The sequence below is a fragment of the Pseudomonas sp. MWU13-2100 genome (genome assembly GCF_023242365.1).
Taxonomy (GTDB): Bacteria; Pseudomonadota; Gammaproteobacteria; order Pseudomonadales; family Pseudomonadaceae; genus Aquipseudomonas.
The window spans coordinates 52,834-71,706 of sequence record NZ_JALLIX010000030.1; the positions used below are offsets into that span (position 1 = coordinate 52,834).

19 protein-coding genes are annotated in these 18,873 nt (G+C 61.3%); 13 read left to right on the forward strand and 6 right to left on the reverse strand.

Annotated elements, in window-relative coordinates:
• Positions 1-305: 305 nt before the first annotated feature.
• The 7 genes from glnA (at position 306) to ntrC (ending at position 7,220) form a co-directional block, all read left to right on the forward strand.
• Positions 306-1,712 (forward strand): type I glutamate--ammonia ligase, encoded by a 1,407-nt coding sequence (gene glnA / locus M5B99_RS20095; protein ID WP_017126970.1) that lies wholly within the window; start codon positions 306-308, stop codon positions 1,710-1,712.
• Positions 1,713-1,917: 205 nt separating this feature from the next.
• The gene (locus M5B99_RS20100; RefSeq protein ID WP_248798093.1) at positions 1,918-2,304 is read left to right on the forward strand and encodes a cupin domain-containing protein; all 387 of its coding nucleotides are present in this window, start codon (positions 1,918-1,920) and stop codon (positions 2,302-2,304) included.
• Between the two features lie 313 nt (positions 2,305-2,617).
• Positions 2,618-3,187, forward strand: coding sequence for a chorismate mutase (locus M5B99_RS20105; RefSeq protein WP_248805671.1), 570 nt, complete (start codon positions 2,618-2,620; stop codon positions 3,185-3,187).
• Positions 3,188-3,270: 83 nt separating this feature from the next.
• The gene (locus M5B99_RS20110; protein ID WP_248805672.1) at positions 3,271-3,810 is read left to right on the forward strand and encodes a DUF4124 domain-containing protein; all 540 of its coding nucleotides are present in this window, start codon (positions 3,271-3,273) and stop codon (positions 3,808-3,810) included.
• 7 nt (positions 3,811-3,817) lie between these two features.
• Complete coding sequence (locus M5B99_RS20115) at positions 3,818-4,450, forward strand: DUF4124 domain-containing protein (protein WP_248805673.1); 633 nt, start codon at positions 3,818-3,820, stop codon at positions 4,448-4,450.
• Between the two features lie 251 nt (positions 4,451-4,701).
• Positions 4,702-5,787, forward strand: coding sequence for a nitrogen regulation protein NR(II) (gene glnL / locus M5B99_RS20120; RefSeq protein WP_248805674.1), 1,086 nt, complete (start codon positions 4,702-4,704; stop codon positions 5,785-5,787).
• Positions 5,784-7,220 (forward strand): nitrogen regulation protein NR(I), encoded by a 1,437-nt coding sequence (ntrC, locus tag M5B99_RS20125; RefSeq protein ID WP_248805675.1) that lies wholly within the window; start codon positions 5,784-5,786, stop codon positions 7,218-7,220. The genes glnL and ntrC overlap by 4 nt, the downstream gene beginning before the upstream one ends.
• A 750-nt stretch (positions 7,221-7,970) precedes the next feature.
• Here the strand turns inward: ntrC and M5B99_RS20130 are convergent.
• On the reverse strand, positions 7,971-8,411 hold the full coding sequence (locus M5B99_RS20130) for a hypothetical protein (RefSeq protein ID WP_248805676.1): 441 nt from the start codon (positions 8,409-8,411) through the stop codon (positions 7,971-7,973).
• Between M5B99_RS20130 and M5B99_RS20135 the strand changes: the two genes are divergently transcribed.
• On the forward strand, positions 8,410-8,865 hold the full coding sequence (locus M5B99_RS20135; RefSeq protein ID WP_248798088.1) for a tRNA (cytidine(34)-2'-O)-methyltransferase: 456 nt from the start codon (positions 8,410-8,412) through the stop codon (positions 8,863-8,865). The two genes, M5B99_RS20130 and M5B99_RS20135, sit on opposite strands and share 2 nt — an antisense overlap.
• A 152-nt stretch (positions 8,866-9,017) precedes the next feature.
• On the opposite strand, the gene secB is transcribed toward M5B99_RS20135, so the two are convergent.
• Genes secB through M5B99_RS20150 form a run of 3 tightly spaced genes read right to left on the reverse strand, consistent with a single transcriptional unit; the run spans position 9,018 to position 10,217 of the window.
• On the reverse strand, positions 9,018-9,500 hold the full coding sequence (secB, locus tag M5B99_RS20140; RefSeq protein ID WP_248805677.1) for a protein-export chaperone SecB: 483 nt from the start codon (positions 9,498-9,500) through the stop codon (positions 9,018-9,020).
• 47 nt (positions 9,501-9,547) lie between these two features.
• Positions 9,548-9,802, reverse strand: coding sequence for a glutaredoxin 3 (gene grxC / locus M5B99_RS20145; protein WP_248805678.1), 255 nt, complete (start codon positions 9,800-9,802; stop codon positions 9,548-9,550).
• A gap of 1 nt (position 9,803) precedes the next feature.
• Positions 9,804-10,217, reverse strand: coding sequence for a rhodanese-like domain-containing protein (locus M5B99_RS20150; RefSeq protein WP_248805679.1), 414 nt, complete (start codon positions 10,215-10,217; stop codon positions 9,804-9,806).
• Positions 10,218-10,365: 148 nt separating this feature from the next.
• Here M5B99_RS20150 and gpmI point away from each other — a divergent pair, with 148 nt between their 5' ends.
• From gpmI to M5B99_RS20170, 4 genes are all read left to right on the forward strand, one after another.
• The gene (gene gpmI, locus M5B99_RS20155) at positions 10,366-11,901 is read left to right on the forward strand and encodes a 2,3-bisphosphoglycerate-independent phosphoglycerate mutase (protein ID WP_248805680.1); all 1,536 of its coding nucleotides are present in this window, start codon (positions 10,366-10,368) and stop codon (positions 11,899-11,901) included.
• Between the two features lie 138 nt (positions 11,902-12,039).
• The gene (locus M5B99_RS20160; protein ID WP_248805681.1) at positions 12,040-13,326 is read left to right on the forward strand and encodes a murein hydrolase activator EnvC family protein; all 1,287 of its coding nucleotides are present in this window, start codon (positions 12,040-12,042) and stop codon (positions 13,324-13,326) included.
• 30 nt (positions 13,327-13,356) lie between these two features.
• Positions 13,357-14,679: a S41 family peptidase gene (locus M5B99_RS20165; RefSeq protein ID WP_248805682.1), complete on the forward strand. Its 1,323-nt coding sequence runs from the start codon at positions 13,357-13,359 to the stop codon at positions 14,677-14,679.
• 1 nt (position 14,680) lies between these two features.
• Complete coding sequence (locus M5B99_RS20170; protein ID WP_248805683.1) at positions 14,681-15,457, forward strand: divergent polysaccharide deacetylase family protein; 777 nt, start codon at positions 14,681-14,683, stop codon at positions 15,455-15,457.
• Between the two features lie 13 nt (positions 15,458-15,470).
• On the opposite strand, the gene M5B99_RS20175 is transcribed toward M5B99_RS20170, so the two are convergent.
• Positions 15,471-16,226, reverse strand: a complete 756-nt coding sequence (locus M5B99_RS20175; protein WP_248805684.1) for a substrate-binding periplasmic protein — start codon at positions 16,224-16,226, stop codon at positions 15,471-15,473.
• A gap of 215 nt (positions 16,227-16,441) precedes the next feature.
• On the opposite strand from M5B99_RS20175, the gene M5B99_RS20180 reads away from it, so the two are divergent.
• Positions 16,442-18,031 carry a trypsin-like serine peptidase gene (locus M5B99_RS20180; protein WP_248805685.1) on the forward strand — a complete coding sequence of 530 codons (1,590 nt, stop codon included), beginning with the start codon at positions 16,442-16,444 and terminating at the stop codon, positions 18,029-18,031.
• Positions 18,032-18,097: 66 nt separating this feature from the next.
• On the opposite strand, the gene hisF is transcribed toward M5B99_RS20180, so the two are convergent.
• On the reverse strand, positions 18,098-18,868 hold the full coding sequence (gene hisF / locus M5B99_RS20185) for an imidazole glycerol phosphate synthase subunit HisF (protein ID WP_248805686.1): 771 nt from the start codon (positions 18,866-18,868) through the stop codon (positions 18,098-18,100).
• Positions 18,869-18,873 lie beyond the last annotated feature (5 nt).

Genomic DNA, 18,873 nt, shown 5'->3' on the forward strand with positions numbered 1-18,873 from the left:
AAAAAGGGGGGCGCGGATTATAGCGGAAATTGCTCAAGGTTTAACCAGTTATTGTGCAGATGGTTTTTGTCGCACCAAAACAGGTCGCCATCGATTATTTTAGACCCATAATGGTGCAACGAATGCCCGGAAATTCTCCTATGCTCGCTGCAACGCGTGAGATTGGGGCAAAAAACCCATCACGGGGCACTGGCATGCAATTTGCTCTCTTGTGAGGCAGGTTGCCATGGCCGATATTCGCGCCGGCATCACCACTCTTTCAGGGCTAACTCCACTACCCAGCCCGAAGCCACCCGGAGGACACCATGTCGAAGTCGGTTCAACTCATCAAAGATCATGACGTTAAATGGATTGATCTGCGCTTCACTGACACCAAAGGTACTCAGCACCACGTAACCATGCCGGCCCGTGATGCACTGGATGACGAATTCTTCGAAATCGGCAAAATGTTCGACGGCTCCTCCATCTCCGGCTGGAAAGGCATCGAAGCCTCCGACATGATCCTGATGCCGGACGACAGCACCGCCGTACTCGACCCGTTCACCGAAGAGCCGACCCTGATCCTGGTCTGCGACGTGATCGAGCCTTCGACCATGCAGGGCTACGACCGCGACCCCCGTGCGATCGCCCGTCGCGCCGAGGAATACCTGAAGTCCACCGGTATCGGTGACACCGCTTTCTTCGGTCCGGAGCCTGAGTTCTTCATCTTCGACTCGGTCAAGTTCAAGTCCGACATCTCCGGCTCCATGTTCAAGATCTTCTCCGAACAAGGTTCGTGGATGTCCGACCAGGATGTGGAAGGCGGTAACAAGGGCCACCGTCCAGGTATCAAAGGCGGCTACTTCCCGGTACCACCGTTCGACCACGACCACGAAATCCGTACCTCCATGTGCAACGCACTGGAAGAGATGGGCCAGACCGTCGAAGTTCACCACCACGAAGTGGCGACTGCCGGCCAGAACGAAATCGGCGTGAAATTCAACACCCTGGTTGCCAAGGCTGACGAAGTCCAGACCCTGAAGTACTGCGTACACAACGTGGCGGATGCCTACGGCCGTACCGCGACCTTCATGCCAAAACCGCTGTACGGCGATAACGGCTCGGGTATGCACGTGCACATGTCCATCTCCAAAGATGGCAAGAACACCTTCGCCGGCGAAGGTTATGCCGGCCTGTCCGACACCGCCCTGTACTTCATCGGCGGTATCATCAAGCACGGCAAGGCCCTGAACGGCTTCACCAACCCGTCGACCAACTCCTACAAGCGTCTGGTCCCAGGTTTCGAAGCTCCAGTAATGCTGGCCTACTCGGCGCGTAACCGTTCCGCCTCGATCCGTATTCCTTACGTCAACAGCCCCAAGGCTCGTCGTATCGAAGCACGCTTCCCGGATCCGGCTGCCAACCCTTACCTGGCCTTCGCCGCGCTGATGATGGCCGGCCTGGACGGCATCCAGAACAAGATCCACCCTGGCGATGCCGCTGACAAAAACCTGTATGACCTGCCGCCTGAAGAGGCCAAGGAAATCCCACAGGTTTGCGGTAGCCTGAAAGAAGCCCTGGAAGAGCTGGACAAAGGTCGTGCATTCCTGACCAAAGGCGGCGTATTCAGCGACGACTTCATCGATGCCTACATCGAGCTGAAAAGCGAAGAAGAAATCAAGGTCCGCACCTTCGTACACCCACTGGAATACGAGCTGTACTACAGCTGCTGATCCAGTCGCGCTCGCGCAAGCGGCGTAACGAAAGGCCACCTTCGGGTGGCCTTTTTCATGGGCAGGAATCGAGATTTCTTGAAACGCTTGAAGACTGGCAGGACAGCGCGACGCGGCGTTAACTATGGATTCCCGACCTTGCGACGGGAACCACAGGCACCGCGCCTGGCGCGCGGTACAAGGACGTTAACCTGGAACCCGACACATGACCTCGATCTCGACACCCGTGGCACAAACCCCACCTGCCCCTTCAGCCCAGGTACTACTACGCAGCACCTGCTCCTGGGACGGTACGCCTTATGAACGCTATCCCAAGGGAGCACCGGAACTGACCTTGCTGCAGGTCAATATTCCGGCTGACACCGAATTGGGCTGGCACATCCATCCGATTCCCAGCGCCGCCTACATCCTCTGCGGCGAAGTGTGGGTGGAGACCCGGGAAGGCGGTCACAACACGCTATTGAAACAGGGCGACACAATAGCGGCCCTGGTCAACATCCAGCATCGCGCCCGCACTGGCGCGGTTCCGGTGGACCTGTTGGTGTTCTATGCCGGCAGCGAGGGCATGGCGCTCTCGGAGTCGAACCCTTGACCCCTTAATGCAGGAACCCAGGACCAGCAATTTGCAGCCGAGCACGGCCTTGTGGCGCGCTCGGCTGCGCAGCAGCCGTAAAACCATAGTCCAGTTATATCCGATACACCGTGATTACAGGTTTTTGGGGTCGCTTCGCGACCCAGCGCGGGCAAGCCCGCTCGCCACAAGATCGTGCCCGGCTACAAATAGCCTTAACTGAACAACATTGGGACACGCCCAGATTTTTTTCATGAAAAGAAACTGGCGCCTGCCTGCGCTTGTGACGTTTACTCAGCCCCCTGTGCCCACCCCTCCGGACGAAGCTCGCTCCATGTACCTGACAAAACGCCTTGCCAGCCCGCTGCTGCTCATCCTCCTCAGCACCGGCGCCTTCGCCGAAACCCCGAAGCCCACAGCCGCCCCCGCGTCCCTGGCGCCCTTGCTCCAGGCCGTGAGCGAGCGCCTGGAGATCGCCGATCAGGTCGCCCTGACCAAATGGGATAGCGGCAAACCGATCCAGGACAGTCCGCGCGAACAGCAAGTCATCGCCAATGCCGCGCAACAGGCCGCTACTTATCAGCTCAATCCTGAAGACGTGAGCCAATTCCTCGCCGCCCAGATCGAAGCCAACAAACTGGTGCAATACGCCCTGCTGGCCAAGTGGCACGCCGCCGGCAAGGCCCCGACCATCGCCCGACCCGACCTGGTGAAGCAGATCCGCCCGGCACTCGACCGCCTGCAAGCCCGTCTGCTGCAACATTACGCGGCCTTTGCCGCCTCCCGGCAGGACCCGCAGTGCCCGACCTGGCTGGCCCAGGAGCGCAAGGCCCTGAGCACCGACAAGATCCATGACCTGGCGTTGATTCGCGCCGTGGGCGAGTTATGCCTCAACGGGCGCTGAAGCCGTTGAAGGTTGTGCTCTATGCTGACACCCTGAAGCATCTGGGCGGGATGTCACCGCCAGGACCATTATCGGGAGCGCCCATGGGTCGAAGCCTTCTCTTGCTGTTAGTGGCTGTCGCCTTGCCGGCCGCCGCACAGATCTACAAGTACACCGATGCCAACGGCAACACGGCCTATAGCAACCAGCCGCCCGACGGCACCACCGCGCAGACCGTGGAACTGCCGCCGCTCAACAGCGTGGGCCTGCAGCAGTCGAACACGCTGCCAATCCCCACGCCGGCGACACCCGCACCAGTGACCTCGACGGCGACATCAGCCACTACTGGCGCGGCCTACAGCACCCTGGAGCTGACGGACATCCCGACCCAGGAAGCCCTGCGCGCCAACAACGGCACCTTTACCGTCGGCGTGAAGATGGAGCCACGCCTGCAACGCCAGCACCTGCTACGCCTGGTACTGGACGGTGCGCCCTACGGCCAGCCGAGCAATGTGCCACGCCTGCAACTGGTGAATATCGACCGCGGCGACCACACCCTCGGCGTCCAGGTCCTGGCGGGCGAACAGGTCGTGCAGCAAAGCGCCCTCGTGCCCTTTACCGTCCAGCGGGTGCACAAGCCTTGAGTCCCTCATGATTCGAGCTTTCGTCCACCTGCTGCCGCTGCTCCTGACGCTCTGCGCCGGCTCGGCGCTGGCCGATATCTATACCTACATCGACAGCCAGGGCAATCGGGTCTTCACCGACCAGCACCGTGCCGGCGCCAAAGCGGTACCGCTGCCGCCGGTCAATCGCCTGTCGCTGACACCGGCCCCCCCCCGGCCTTCACCCGCCACACCGGAAAAGCCCAAGGTCCAGCCGATCGCCCATTACCAGATGCTACGCATCCTGGTGCCGGACCCCGATGCCACCCTGCGCAGCACCGAAGGCAACCTGATCGTCAGCGTCACCAGTGAGCCCGGCCTGATGCCCGGTCATACCTATCGCCTGCTGCTGGACGGCAAGCCCACCGCGGCGCCCGGCCCCAGCCCGGTGTTCGCCTTGAACAATATCGACCGCGGCAGCCACCAGCTCGCGGTGGAAATCCTCGACGACCAAGGTCGGATCGCCGAACGCACAGCCAATCAACCCTTCCACATGGTGCGTATCTCGCTGGCGCAGAAACGCCAGGCCAACCCCTGCCAGATGGCCGACTACGGCCAACGACCGGAATGCCCGCTGGCGGATAAGCCCAAGGAAGAAAGCAGCATTTTGCCGTTCTTCTGATCAACGCCCTTCAGAGCACCATCTTGGTGCACTAAACTGCACACCTACCCGAACCAAATCCCATTTTGGTTCGAAAGTACCCGTCATATCTGGCAGAACGCCACTCAATCGAGCCTGAAACGCCCATTTCAGGCAATTCGCGCTTCTTTTCGGAGCCTTGGTTTGTTTTTTGCATTTTCCTTGTATCGGCGCCTTGTTCGCGCGCGCAAATCGGGACCGGCCCCGTTTGCCATGCTCCAAAAGAGGTCCCCATGACCATCAGCGACGCCCTGCACAGACTGTTACTCGATAACCTGACCACCGCTACCATCCTGCTCAACGCCGATTTGCGCCTGGAGTACATGAACCCGGCGGCGGAAATGCTCCTGGCCATCAGCGGCCAGCGCAGCCATGGCCAGTTCATCAGCGAGCTGTTCACCGAGTCGGTCGAAGCCTTGAACTCCCTGCGCCAGGCCGTGGAGCAGGCGCACCCGTTCACCAAACGCGAAGCCATGCTCACCGCGCTGACCGGCCAGACCCTGACCGTCGACTACGCCGTGACCCCGATTCTCAGCCAGGGCGAGACCCTGCTGCTGCTGGAAGTGCACCCGCGTGACCGCCTGCTGCGGATCACCAAGGAAGAAGCGCAGTTGTCCAAGCAGGAAACCACCAAGATGCTGGTGCGCGGCCTGGCCCACGAGATCAAGAACCCCCTCGGCGGGATTCGCGGTGCCGCACAGTTGCTGGCCCGCGAGTTGCCGGAAGAAAGCCTGAAGGACTACACCAACGTCATCATCGAAGAGGCCGATCGTCTGCGTAACCTGGTAGACCGCATGCTCGGCTCGAACAAGCTGCCGTCCCTGGCGCTGACCAACGTCCACGAAGTCCTGGAGCATGTCAGCAGCCTGGTGGAAGCCGAGAGCCAGGGCTGCATCAATCTGGTGCGTGACTACGATCCGAGTATTCCCGATGTACTGATCGACCGTGAACAGATGATCCAGGCCGTGCTCAATATCGTGCGCAACGCGATGCAGGCCATCAGCAGCCAGAACGAGCTGCGCCTGGGCCGCATCAGCCTGCGCACCCGGGCGATCCGCCAGTTCACCATCGGCCATGTGCGCCATCGCCTGGTGACCAAGATCGAGATCACCGACAACGGCCCGGGGATTCCCGCCGAGCTGCAGGAAACCATCTTCTATCCCATGGTCAGCGGCCGCCCGGACGGTACCGGGCTGGGCCTGGCCATTACCCAGAACATCATCAGCCAGCACCAGGGCCTGATCGAGTGTGAGAGCCACCCTGGCCACACCACGTTCTCGATCTTTCTGCCACTGGAACAAGGAGCCACATCGACATGAGCCGTAGTGAAACCGTGTGGATCGTCGATGACGACCGTTCTATCCGCTGGGTCCTGGAAAAAGCCCTGCAACAGGAAGGGATGACCACCCAGAGCTTCGACAGTGCCGATGGCGTGATGAGCCGCCTGGTCCGTCAGCAGCCGGATGTGATCATCTCCGACATCCGCATGCCCGGCGCCAGTGGCCTGGACCTGTTGGCGCGCATTCGCGAGCAGCACCCGCGCCTGCCGGTGATCATCATGACCGCTCATTCCGACCTCGACAGCGCGGTGGCCTCCTATCAGGGCGGTGCGTTCGAATACCTGCCCAAGCCGTTTGACGTCGATGAAGCGGTGTCGCTGGTCAAGCGCGCCAACCAACATGCCCAGGAACAGCAAGGCATGGCCGTGGCGCCGACCCTGACCCGGACCCCGGAAATCATCGGCGAAGCACCGGCGATGCAGGAAGTGTTTCGCGCCATCGGTCGCCTCAGCCACTCCAACATCACGGTGCTGATCAATGGCGAATCCGGTACCGGCAAAGAGCTGGTGGCCCACGCCCTGCACCGCCACAGCCCGCGGGCGGCCCAACCGTTCATCGCCTTGAACATGGCGGCGATTCCCAAGGACCTGATGGAGTCCGAGCTGTTTGGCCATGAAAAAGGCGCCTTTACCGGCGCGGCCAACCTGCGGCGCGGGCGTTTCGAACAAGCCGATGGCGGCACCCTGTTCCTCGACGAGATCGGCGACATGCCGGCCGACACCCAGACCCGCCTGCTGCGGGTACTGGCGGACGGCGAGTTCTACCGGGTCGGCGGGCACACGCCGGTCAAGGTCGACGTGCGCATCATCGCCGCGACCCACCAGAACCTGGAAACCCTGGTTCACGCGGGCAAATTCCGTGAGGACTTGTTCCATCGCCTGAACGTGATCCGCATCCATATTCCACGGATGTCCGACCGTCGCGAGGACATTCCGACCCTGGCCAAGCACTTCCTCGCCCGCGCCGCCCAGGAACTGTCGGTGGAACCGAAGCTGCTGAAGTCGGAAACCGAGGAGTACCTGAAGAACCTGCCGTGGCCCGGCAACGTGCGTCAGTTGGAGAACACCTGCCGCTGGATCACCGTGATGGCTTCCGGTCGCGAGGTGCATATCAGCGACCTGCCACCGGAACTGCTGAACCTGCCGCAGGATTCGGCACCGGTGACCAACTGGGAGCAGGCGCTGCGCCAATGGGCCGACCAGGCGCTGGCACGCGGCCAATCGAGCCTGCTGGACAGCGCCGTGCCGAGTTTCGAGCGGATCATGATCGAGACCGCCCTCAAGCACACCGCCGGCCGTCGTCGCGACGCCGCCGTGCTGCTGGGCTGGGGCCGCAATACCCTGACCCGCAAGATCAAGGAACTGGGCATGAAGATCGATGGCGGCGATGAGGATGATAGCGACGAGGCTTGATCCGTCGCTTCAAGCCAAACCCTCTACAGCCCGGCTGTAGAGGGTTTTTTATCGCCCCGCAAACGGCTGGGTGTTACGCGGCCTCTTGTAGATAGCGGCTTGCCGGCGATGACGTCCGCAAGATCGATGCAAACCTGACTGGCCTCATCGCCGGCAAGCCGGCTCTCACAATAGAGAGCCGTGCACCACGGCAATGCGTCTTGAACCGCTATCGAGCAGCCAACCAGGCCACGCAGACCTCACCCGTATTTTCCTGCCCCATCGGAAAGGCCCCATATTCCGGGGCTTCCAGACACATTTTGAAAATTATCGAGGCAATCATTGGTGCTTATCAAAAAACTGGCACGCGCCCTGCAATAACCCCAGTACCACCCAGTTTTGGGGACCCTGATACAGGCAGGTCAGGACTCCCCTTCTTTACACCGGAACTCATACCGCTCATAGCGACGAGTCCCAAAACGCTTTTGGGAACCCTGGTACAGGCAGGCCGGGACTTCCCTTCTTTACACCAGGACTCACACCGCTCACAGCGACGAGTCCAGATGCTTTCGGGGACCCTGGTACAGGCAGGCCGGGACTCCCCTTCTTTATACCGGGACTCATACCGCTCACAGCGACGAGCCCCAAAACGCTTTGGGGAACCCTGATACAGGCAGGTCAGGACTTCCCTCTTTAACACCCGGACTCGCAGCAACGAATCCGACAGTAGTTCCGGGAGCTTCGGTACAGGCAGGCCGCAGATTCCCTCTTTTATTCCTCGCGGAGATTGATCGCCAATCTCCAGCGCCCGTCCACCTTCGCACCGGCCCATTCGCCGTGCAACGGACGCGCCGCCAGCAACGTCAGCAGCAACCCCTTGTCACTCAAGCGCACACGCCAGTTGGCATCCTTGCCGGCCACCTGCAAGTGACCGTTCTGCGCCTTGCCCTCGGCGTCGAACAGCAGCGCCACCGTACCGTCGACCTCTTCGCCATGCACCTTGGGCTCGGCACTGAACCACAGCACCACCCCTTCGGGCACCACTTCAACCTGCTGCAACTCCAGGGGCTGGGGCGCGGTCAGGCGACCGATCATCAGACCGACCATCAAGCCGACAATCGCCAGCGATCCCAACACCCGCGGCAATAGCTTCGATCGCGGGTCCTCTTCGGGGGTAGAATGCTGCCCATCTTCATCTTCGGAGCCGTGCATGTTTCACGTCATCCTTTTTCAACCAGAAATTCCGCCGAACACCGGCAACATTATCAGGCTGTGCGCCAACAGCGGCTGCCACCTGCATTTGATCGAGCCCATCGGTTTTGAAATGGACGACAAGCGCTTGCGCCGCGCCGGCCTCGACTATCACGAGTACGCCACGCTCAAGACCCACGCCGACCTCGCCAGTTGCCTGGAAAGCCTCGGCCACCCGCGCCTGTTCGCCTTCACCACCAAGGGTTCGCGGCTGTTCCACGATGCGCGCTTCGCCGAAGGTGACGCGTTTCTCTTCGGCCCGGAAAGCCGTGGCCTGCCGGCCGAGGTGCTCGACGCCCTGCCCGGCGAACAACGCCTGCGCCTGCCGATGCGCGAAGGCTGCCGCAGCCTGAACCTGTCCAACACCGTGGCGGTGGCGGTCTACGAAGGCTGGCGCCAGTTGGGTTTTGCCTGAAAACCAGGCTCCACCTGAACAAAAAAAGCGCCGGACAGGCGCTTTTTTTCTGTGGGGGCCGGCTTGCCGGCGATGAGGCCTGTCAGCCTTGCATTGCCTGATCGAGCGCTATCGCCAGCAAGCCGGCTCCTGCAAAAGGGTGTGCAATCCGCTTATTGAACGGTTTGCGCGCCTTCTTCCTGCAGACGCTGCAGCTCTTGCGCGTACAGGGCATCAAAGTTCACCGGGGCCAGCATCAACGCCGGGAACGAACCACGGGTGACCAGGCTGTCCAGGGTTTCACGGGCGTACGGGAACAGGATGTTCGGGCAGAATGCACCCAGGGTATGGCTCATGGAAGCCGCATCGAGGTTCTTGATCAGGAAGATACCGGCCTGCTGCACTTCAGCAATGAAGGCCACTTCGTCACCGTTCTTCACGGTCACCGACAGGGTCAGCACCACCTCGTGGAAGTCGCCTTCCAGGGCTTTCTGACGGGTATTGAGGTCCAGGCCAACGCTCGGTTCCCACTGCTGGCGGAAGATCGCCGGGCTTTTCGGGGCTTCGAAGGACAGGTCGCGCACGTAGATACGCTGCAAGGAGAATTGCGGTTGGCTATCTTCTTCGGTGGCAGCAGTGTTCTGTTGGTCAGTCATCGCAGCAGATCCTTCTTGATCTTCAGGTCTTTAAAGGGTTGGGGGAATCAAGCTTCTAGCAACGCATCCAGCTTGCCGGCGCGCTCGAGGGCGAACAGGTCATCGCAGCCACCGATATGCCGGTCGCCGATCCAGATTTGCGGCACGGAAGTACGCCCCGCTTTCTGGGCCATTTCAGCACGCACCTGCGGCTTGCCGTCGACCTTGATTTCGTCGAAGGCAACCTTCTTGCTGCCGAGCAACGACTTGGCGCGCATGCAGTAAGGGCAGTAATCACTGGAATAAACGACGACCTGGCTCATATCACTTCACCAGCGGCAGATTGTCGGCTTTCCAGCTGGAAATACCGCCGGACAGCTTGGCGGCAGTGAAACCGGCCTTGAGCAGTTCGCGGGCGTGAGTCCCGGAGTGCTGGCCCTGGGCGTCGACCAGAATCAGGGTCTTGGCCTTGTGCTTTTCCAGTTCGCCGATGCGAGCCATCAGTTTGTCCTGGGGAATGTTCAGCGCGCCGACGATATGACCGGCGGCAAACTCCTTGCTCGCACGCAAGTCGATGACCACGCCCTGGTCCTGGTTGACCAGGGCGGTCAACTGGCCGGTGCTCAGGCTGGCGCCGCCGCGGCTCATTTCATGGGCAATCAGCAAGGCCAGCAGGAGCACGAAGGCGCCGGCTAACAGATAGTGGCTAGTGGCAAATGCAATCAGGTGATCGACCATCAGGAGGTTCCAGGGCGTTAAAATGTGGGCCAGTATACACAGCCGTCAAGGTCGGCCAAACCCCGCCCGGCGGTGACTGTCTTTGAACTTGGCTTTAAACTGCGACTCTTTTTCCCATGACCTTTCAATCCAGCCGCGAGAGCCATCCATGACTACCACGCCTAAACCTTTGGTCCTGATCATCCTGGATGGCTTCGGTCACAGTGAGAGCCATGACTACAACGCCGTCTATTCGGCGAAAAAACCCGTACTCGACCGCCTCAAAGCCACCCAGCCCAACGGCCTGATCTCCGGCTCCGGCATGGATGTCGGCCTGCCGGACGGTCAAATGGGCAACTCCGAAGTCGGCCACATGAACCTCGGCGCCGGCCGGGTGGTGTACCAGGACTTCACCCGCGTGACCAAGTCGATCCGCGACGGCGAGTTCTTCGAGAACCCGACGATCTGCACGGCGGTGGACAAGGCCGTGAGCGCCGGCAAGGCGGTGCACATCCTCGGCCTGCTGTCCGAAGGGGGCGTGCACAGCCACCAGGACCACCTGGTGGCCATGGCCGAGCTGGCCTTCAAGCGCGGTGCCGAGAAGATCTACCTGCACGCCTTCCTCGACGGCCGCGACACCCCGCCGAAAAGCGCCCAGTCGTCCATCGAGCTGCTGGACGAAACCTTCCGCACCCTGGGCAAGGGCCGCATCGCCAGCCTGATCGGTCGTTACTTCGCCATGGACCGCGACAACCGCTGGGACCGCGTGTCCCAGGCCTACAACCTGATCGTCGACGGCCAGGCCGAATTCCAGGCCCCTACTGCCCAGGAAGGCCTGCAAGCCGCCTATGAACGTGGCGAGAGCGACGAATTCGTCAAGGCCACCTCGATCGGCGAAAAAGTCACCGTCGAAGACGGCGATGCCGTGGTGTTCATGAACTTCCGCGCCGACCGCGCCCGCGAACTGACCCGGGTGTTCGTCGAAGACGGCTTCAAGGACTTCGAACGCGTCCGCCAGCCGAAACTGGCCGGTTTCATCATGCTGACCCAGTACGCCGCCAGCATTCACACGCCGTCGGCCTTCGCCCCGGGCAGCCTGGAAAACGTGCTGGGCGACTACCTGGCGAAAAACGGCAAGACCCAGCTGCGGATCGCTGAAACCGAGAAATACGCCCACGTGACCTTTTTCTTCTCCGGCGGTCGCGAAGAACCCTTCCCGGGCGAGGAGCGCATCCTGATCCCGTCGCCGAAAGTCGCCACCTACGACCTGCAACCGGAAATGAGCGCCCCCGAAGTCACCGACCGCATCGTCGATGCCATCGAACACCAGCGCTATGACGTGATCGTGGTCAACTACGCCAACGGCGACATGGTCGGCCACAGCGGCGTGTTCGATGCGGCCGTTAAAGCAGTGGAATGCCTGGATTTGTGTGTAGGACGTATCGTCGAAGCCCTGGAGAAGGTTGGCGGCGAAGCGCTGATCACCGCCGACCACGGCAACGTCGAGCAAATGGAAGACGAATCCACCGGCCAGGCCCACACCGCCCATACCACCGAGCCGGTACCGTTCATCTATGTCGGCAAGCGGCCCCTGAAGGTCCGTGAAGGCGGCGTGCTGGCGGATGTCGCACCGACCATGCTCATGCTGATGGGCCTGAAACAGCCGAAAGAGATGACTGGCACATCGATCCTGACTGATATCTAAACGCCACAAATCAGACGGCCACTTGCCTGTGGCCTACCTCTTTATCGGAAACGCCTGAAAGCAACCGCTTTTGGGCGTTTTTTTTGCAGCTCGCGGCGGGCATACTAGGGCGTCTCGTTCCCAGGTGTCGCCCGCCCCATGCTTCGCGCCCTTATCGCCCTAGCCCTGATCTGCCTGCTCCAACCGGCCTTTGCCGACGAGCGCGCACAAACCCAGCAGCAGTTGGACGCCACGCGTCACGATATCGCTGAGCTGAAAAAGCTCCTGGGCAAATTGCAGGAAGAAAAATCCGGCGTGCAGAAAGAGCTGCGCGGCACCGAAACCGAGATGGGCAAGCTGGAGAAGCAGGTCGACGCCCTGCAAAAAGAGCTGAAAAAGAGCGAAAGCGAACTGCAGCGGCTCGATGGAGAGAAAAAAAAACTCCAGAGCGCGCGCACTGAACAGCAGCGACTGATCGCCATCCAGGCCCGCGCCGCCTACCAGGGCGGCCGCCAGGAGTACCTCAAGCTGTTGCTCAACCAGCAAAACCCGGAAAAATTCGCCCGCACCCTGACTTATTACGATTACCTGAGCCAGGCGCGCATGGAGCAGTTGAAGAACTTCAACGAAACCCTGCGCCAATTGGCCAATGTCGAGAAAGACATCAATCTGCAGCAGGCCCAGTTGCTCGTGCAGAAAAGCAGCCTGGACAGCCAGCGCGACGAACTGGACAAGGTCCGCAAGGAACGCCAGGCGGCCCTGGCCAAGCTCAGTGACGACGTGAAAGCCCGCGACCAGAAGCTCGCCGCGCGCGAACAGGACCAGGCCGACCTGTCGAAAGTCCTCAAGACCATCGAAGAAACCCTGGCGCGCCAGGCCCGTGAGGCGGAGGAGGCGCGCCAGAAAGCGCTGCTCGCCCAGCAGGAAGCCGAAAAAAAGCGCCAGCGTGAGGCTGCGCTCGCCAATGACGACAGCCCACGCCCGCCGCGTAAAACTACGCCTGGAGCCCTGGTATCGAGTGCGGGAGAATCCTTCGGCGGCCCTTTTGCCGCAGCGCGCGGCAAACTTCCATGGCCAGTTGATGGTCGATTGCTTGCGCGCTTTGGTGAAACCCGTGGCGATGACGCCCGGACCAAGTGGGACGGGGTGATGATCAGCGCCGCCGCCGGCAGCCAGGTGCACGCCGTGCACGGTGGCCGCGTAGTGTTCGCCGATTGGTTGCGGGGCGCCGGTTTGCTGGTCATTCTGGACCACGGCAACGGTTACCTGAGCCTCTACGGACACAACCAGACGCTGCTCAAGTCCGCGGGCGATGTGGTAAAAGCCGGTGAGTCGATCTCTACTGTAGGCAACAGTGGCGGTCAGGACGCACCCGCCTTGTATTTCGCTATACGTCAGCAGGGTCACCCGAGTGATCCGGCCCAATGGTGCCGCGCCCAAGGATAGGCCGGCATCTTAATCAGGAGTTCGTTCGACATGTTGCATTTGTCCCGCCTCACCTCGCTGGCCCTGACGATCGCCCTGGTGATCGGTGCGCCCCACGCGTTCGCTGCGCAACCTGCCCAGCCCGCGCCGGCTGCCGCTGCTCCAGCCGTCACCGCCAAGGCCCCGCTGCCGCTCGACGAGCTGCGCACCTTTGCCGAGGTCATGGACCGGATCAAGGCCGCCTATGTCGAACCGGTGGACGACAAGACCCTGCTGGAGAATGCCATCAAGGGCATGCTCAGCAACCTTGACCCGCATTCCGCCTACCTCGGGCCGGACGACTTCGCCCAGCTGCAGGAAGACACCAGCGGCGAATTCGGCGGCCTGGGCATCGAAGTCGGCATGGAAGACAACTTCGTCAAGGTGGTCTCGCCGATCGACGACACCCCGGCGTCCAAGGCCGGCGTGCAGGCCGGCGACCTGATCGTCAAGATCAACGGCCAGCCGACCCGTGGCCAGACCATGACCGAAGCCGTCGACAAGATGCGCGGCAAGGTTGGTCAGAAGATCACCCTGACCCTGGTCCGCAACGGCGGCGCGCCGTTCGACGTGACCCTGACCCGGGCAATCATCCGCACCAAGAGCGTGCGCAGCCAGTTGCTGGAAAACGGCTACGGCTATATCCGCATCACCCAGTTCCAGGTCAAGACCGGCGAAGAGGTCTCCAAGGCGCTGGCGGCCCTGCGCAAGGAAAACGGCAAGAAGCTCAACGGCATCGTCCTCGACCTGCGCAACAACCCCGGCGGCGTGTTGCAGGCGGCGGTGGAAGTGGTCGACCACTTCATCACCAAGGGCCTGATCGTCTACACCAAGGGCCGGATCGCCAACTCCGAACTGCGCTTCTCGGCCACCGGCCACGACGAAAGCGAAGCGGTGCCGATGGTGGTCCTGATCAACGGCGGTAGCGCCTCGGCGTCGGAAATCGTCGCCGGCGCCCTGCAAGACCAGAAACGCGCGGTGCTGATGGGCACCACCAGCTTCGGCAAGGGTTCGGTACAGACCGTGCTGCCGCTGAGCAATGACCGCGCGCTGAAAATCACCACCGCGCTGTACTTCACCCCCAACGGGCGCTCGATCCAGGCCCAGGGCATCATCCCCGACGTCGAAGTACGCCAGGCCAAGGTCACCGGCGCCCAGGATGACGAGACCTTCAAGGAAGCCGATCTGCAAGGTCACCTGGGCAACGGCAACGGCGGCGCCGACAAGCCGAGCGTCAAGGCGGCCAAGGCCAAGCCACGCCTGCAGGACGACGACTACCAGTTGGGCCAGGCGCTGAGCCTGCTCAAGGGCCTGAGCGTGACACGCGGCAACTGAGGTGCGCCGCTGGCTACTGCTCCTGACCGGCTGTTTGATCGGTGTTGCCCAGGCGACGCCGACCGAGTCGCCGGTCCCGGTCAAGGCCTACCTGACCCTGATTATCGATGACCTGGGGCAGAACCTGCCCCGGGATCGTCGGGTGCTGGCCCTGCCCGGGCCGGTCACCCCGTCGATCATGCCCGATACCCCGCACGCCGCCGAATTCGCCCGCGAGGCCCATGCCGCCGGCAAGATCGTCATGCTGCACATGCCCATGGACCCGGCCACCGGCCCTTTCGCCTGGCATCCCGAACTGCCCCTCGATGAATTGAAAACGCGCCTGGCCGCGGCCTTCAAGGCCGTGCCCTTTACCAGCGGGATCAACAACCATGAAGGCAGCCGCATGACCGCCGAACCGCTGGCCATGGCCTGGCTGATGGGTGAGTTGCAGCGGCGCAACAAGTTCTTCGTCGACAGCCGCACCAGCGCCAAGACCGTCGCCGCGGCCGAAGCACAGAAGATCGGCCTGGCCAGCGTGTCACGGGATGTCTTCCTCGACAATGAACGCACTGAACCGGCCATTACCGCGCAACTGGAAGAGGCGATCCGACTGGCGCGCAAGCACGGCTCGGCGGTGGTGATCGGCCACCCGTACCCGCAGACACTGGCGGTCCTGGAACGCGAGCTGCCCAAGCTCAAGGAGCAGGGCATCGACTGGATCGACATCAAGTCGATGATCGCCCTGCGCGGCAACCAGGCGAGCGAAGCTCACGGCAAGCAGGGCATTTATCGCTGAGCGGTTAGAACCCTTACAGGTACCGACCGAAGGCCTGATCCACCACGCCTTCACGGCGGAGCTGATCGAGCGCCGACTGCAACTTGGCGACGACCGCGTCGGGCACCTCTATGTTCAGGGCCAGGTAAAGCGAGGCGCTGTTGAAACGCAAGATCGTCTTGAGCCCGGAAATACCCTCCTGTCGCGCCAGGTAGCGTCCGGCGGGATCGCCCGAGGCCCACAGATCGATCTGGCCGTCGACCAGCTTCTTCGCATTATCCTGGTCACGCAGGGCCAGTACCGGGCTGAATCGGTGCTGCGCCAGGTATTCGGCGATGGCGTCGCCCTTGTAGGCGCCGACCTTGTAGCGCTGCGCCTGCTCCAGGCTCGACAAGGCGATCGGGCTGTCAGCCTTGGCCAGCAGCACCCAGTCGTCCGGGCCAATCGGGCCGACCCACTTGAACAGCTTCTCGCGCTCCGGCAGCCGGGCCATGACAAACACCCCGTAGCCGGGCTTTTCCAGGGCGAGTTTGTAGATACGCTCCCAGGGGAAACGCAGGGTCAGGCTGTAGGAAATACCGGCGCGCTTGAAGGTTTCCCGCACGATATCGGCGGCGATGCCTTCGATGTTCTCGTCCTTGGCGAAGTTCTTGCCGTTTTTCGCCATGTTGTAGGGCGGGAAGTTCTCCGTCAGCAGGACAATGCCGTCATCGGCTGCGTCCGCCGCACCCGCCGTGCCCGACAACAGTCCGAACAGGCAAAAGAGCGCAAGGAAAAAGCGTTTAGACATAGTAGGCAACCGGAATCCGTGGCGTGCCCAAGAGTGCCTTGGGCCCGCAATCATGTCTACCGCCCCTCGACACCTTTGCGGCGCAACCGCTCAGAGTATGGGCCAGGGTCATCACGGGTGAGGCAATTGAATACCGCCAACCCGCAGTGCGCACCTGATTTAGTTGAGAACACCGGCCAGCGCCGGTTTCACTCAATTAATAAAGGTACAACTCGATGAGATTGATTTCCTTTCTACTGCTGGGCGTGCTTTTTTCACTGAGTTCACAGGGGCATGCACAAAGCAGGGACTATGGTGAAAGCCTGCAAAACTTCACGGCGGCAAAGCTTCTTGAAAATGCGGGTGGATCCCACGATCACTGGCGAGGCATAGGACGCCTGAGCAACGGCGATTGCACCGCCACACTGCTCGATACCCGAGATACCTCCACAAACGGGCCAACTCCCGCCTATGTGCTGACCGCAGGACACTGCATCGAAAGCACCAACGGAAACATCGTGACCGACCGACCGATCTGGGGACTGATGCGCTTCAATTACTTCGTTGACACCACGCCCCAGGAATACCGTGTGAAAAAGGTGGCGTGGCGAAGCATGCAAGGCGTTGATATGGCCATTATTGAGCTGGATGTCAGCCTTCAAAAACTCATCAGTGAGGGTATCCAGCCACTGAAATTGGCCCGGCAAAAACCTGCCGACGGAACGGATGTCTTGATCGTGAGTGCCCCGCAGGGCCTCGTCCCGACCGACTTCAAAAAAAACAAGCTGCGCATGGCCGCCTGCACCTTACAGCCCGCCAACGAGCTTGTTGAAGGCCCGTGGGTATGGCGAAACACAATGATGACCCGCTGCAAGGACATCGCGGGAGGCAGTTCAGGAGGCCCGATTCTCGATCGCTATTCCAACGAGATCATCGGCGTCATGGGCACAGGCAATCTAAAGGATGGACTCGTTCCATGCCGCATGGAAGCCCCCTGTACGCCGGTCGCCAAGTTTTATACGGCGACGCCAGGAAATGTATACGGGAACCCGGCTGATTTTCTCGGTCAGTGTTTCCCGCAAGGTCGTATCGTCAATAACGCGACCTGGTCTTGTCCGCTCTATCCAGTATTTACTACCGTGAGCACCGACCGGAATGCACCGCAAAGATATCTGCCGCTCAAGAAACAAGCTGACGGGAGTACAGAAACTCCGACCTGGAATTACCGCTTTTCCATCGACACCGATTTCTATCGCCACAAAACCGTTCGTAGTGCAAAGGACTGCGAAAAGCCCTACTACTATAGCGATGCCTTGAGCTCCACCGACGCGTTTATCAACTCCCGGATCGGTACCCAGCCTGGCTACTATTTCCTATGCATTGTCGGCGTCGAATCCGCGACCCAGAGACCTTCATTCGGGCTCATGGGTAACGCTCTTTCCCTTCCGGTGGAAATCCTCGCGGATCCCCCCATAAGCCAGCCCGTCCTGTCATTCACAGGTCTCAGGGTCAATCTGGCAAGCAACGAAGAACCGAATCGAACCTACTCCTACAAATTCGGCCCGGTGGATGCAACAGATTGCTCAAAGAAGGACAACTACGTTACCTCCACCCACCTGAATCTGCAGTTTGCAGAGACGGTACTACCGATGAAACTTTGCACCATTGCCCACGCCCCATCAGGACAGGCATCCGAGCCGAGAACTGATTTACTGAGCTCCCAGATAACAGCGCAACCGCCTGTACGACAGCCCCATGTGCCAGCGCGCCCGCAACCGCCCGTACGACAGCTCAATGTGCCAGCGCGTCCACACCCCGAGAGCTGATTGACCGAGCCCACGATAACAGCGCATTACATGGTGCCAGCGGCCACCTGGGTTGAGCGTTGAAACCTAGCGGATGACTATACCGCGCGCGGCCATATAGGCCTTGGCTTCCGGCACCGTGTACTCGCCGAAGTGGAAAATGCTCGCCGCCAGCACCGCGCTGGCGTGGCCTTCAAGAATCCCGTCGGCCAGGTGCTGGAGGTTGCCGACCCCGCCCGAAGCGATCACCGGAATGCCCAGGGCATCGCTGATGGCGCGGGTCACGCCGAGGTCGAAACCGCTTTTCATGCCGTCCTGGTCCATGCTGGTGAGCAGGATTTCGCCGGCACCGAGGCCTTCCATCTTCTTCGCCCACTCCACCGCATCGAGCCCGGTGGGCTTGCGCCCGCCGTGGGTGAAGATCTCCCAGCGCGGGGTTTCGCCCGGCAGCGAGACTTTCTTCGCATCGATGGCGACGACGATGCACTGCGAGCCGAAATGCTGCGCCGCTTCGCCGACAAACTCGGGGTTGAATACCGCCGCCGTGTTGATCGAGACCTTGTCGGCCCCGGCATTGAGCAGGTTGCGGATATCCTGCACGGTGCGCACGCCGCCGCCGACCGTCAGCGGGATAAACACCTGGCTGGCCATGCGCTCGACGGTATGCAGCGTGGTGTCACGGCCATCGACGCTGGCGGTGATGTCGAGAAAGGTGATCTCGTCCGCGCCCTGCTCGTCGTAGCGCCGGGCGATTTCCACCGGGTCACCGGCATCGCGGATGTTCTCGAACTTGACGCCCTTGACCACGCGACCGTTGTCGACGTCCAGGCAAGGGATAATGCGTTTGGCCAGCGCCATGGTCA

Bases quoted from the DNA above. Each gene is read 5' to 3' on its own strand.
- glnL (WP_248805674.1), top strand. From the start codon at position 4,702: ATGACCATCAGCGACGCCCTGCACAGACTGTTACTCGATAACCTGACC.
- grxC (WP_248805678.1), bottom strand. From the start codon at position 9,802: ATGAGCCAGGTCGTCGTTTATTCCAGTGATTACTGCCCTTACTGCATG.
- hisF (WP_248805686.1), bottom strand. From the start codon at position 18,868: ATGGCGCTGGCCAAACGCATTATCCCTTGCCTGGACGTCGACAACGGT.
- secB (WP_248805677.1), bottom strand. From the start codon at position 9,500: ATGACTGACCAACAGAACACTGCTGCCACCGAAGAAGATAGCCAACCG.
- M5B99_RS20105 (WP_248805671.1), top strand. From the start codon at position 2,618: ATGTACCTGACAAAACGCCTTGCCAGCCCGCTGCTGCTCATCCTCCTC.
- glnA (WP_017126970.1), top strand. From the start codon at position 306: ATGTCGAAGTCGGTTCAACTCATCAAAGATCATGACGTTAAATGGATT.
- ntrC (WP_248805675.1), top strand. From the start codon at position 5,784: ATGAGCCGTAGTGAAACCGTGTGGATCGTCGATGACGACCGTTCTATC.
- M5B99_RS20160 (WP_248805681.1), top strand. From the start codon at position 12,040: ATGCTTCGCGCCCTTATCGCCCTAGCCCTGATCTGCCTGCTCCAACCG.
- M5B99_RS20150 (WP_248805679.1), bottom strand. From the start codon at position 10,217: ATGGTCGATCACCTGATTGCATTTGCCACTAGCCACTATCTGTTAGCC.
- M5B99_RS20175 (WP_248805684.1), bottom strand. From the start codon at position 16,226: ATGTCTAAACGCTTTTTCCTTGCGCTCTTTTGCCTGTTCGGACTGTTG.
- M5B99_RS20130 (WP_248805676.1), bottom strand. From the start codon at position 8,411: ATGCACGGCTCCGAAGATGAAGATGGGCAGCATTCTACCCCCGAAGAG.
- M5B99_RS20135 (WP_248798088.1), top strand. From the start codon at position 8,410: ATGTTTCACGTCATCCTTTTTCAACCAGAAATTCCGCCGAACACCGGC.
- M5B99_RS20110 (WP_248805672.1), top strand. From the start codon at position 3,271: ATGGGTCGAAGCCTTCTCTTGCTGTTAGTGGCTGTCGCCTTGCCGGCC.
- M5B99_RS20165 (WP_248805682.1), top strand. From the start codon at position 13,357: ATGTTGCATTTGTCCCGCCTCACCTCGCTGGCCCTGACGATCGCCCTG.
- M5B99_RS20115 (WP_248805673.1), top strand. From the start codon at position 3,818: ATGATTCGAGCTTTCGTCCACCTGCTGCCGCTGCTCCTGACGCTCTGC.
- M5B99_RS20100 (WP_248798093.1), top strand. From the start codon at position 1,918: ATGACCTCGATCTCGACACCCGTGGCACAAACCCCACCTGCCCCTTCA.
- gpmI (WP_248805680.1), top strand. From the start codon at position 10,366: ATGACTACCACGCCTAAACCTTTGGTCCTGATCATCCTGGATGGCTTC.
- M5B99_RS20180 (WP_248805685.1), top strand. From the start codon at position 16,442: ATGAGATTGATTTCCTTTCTACTGCTGGGCGTGCTTTTTTCACTGAGT.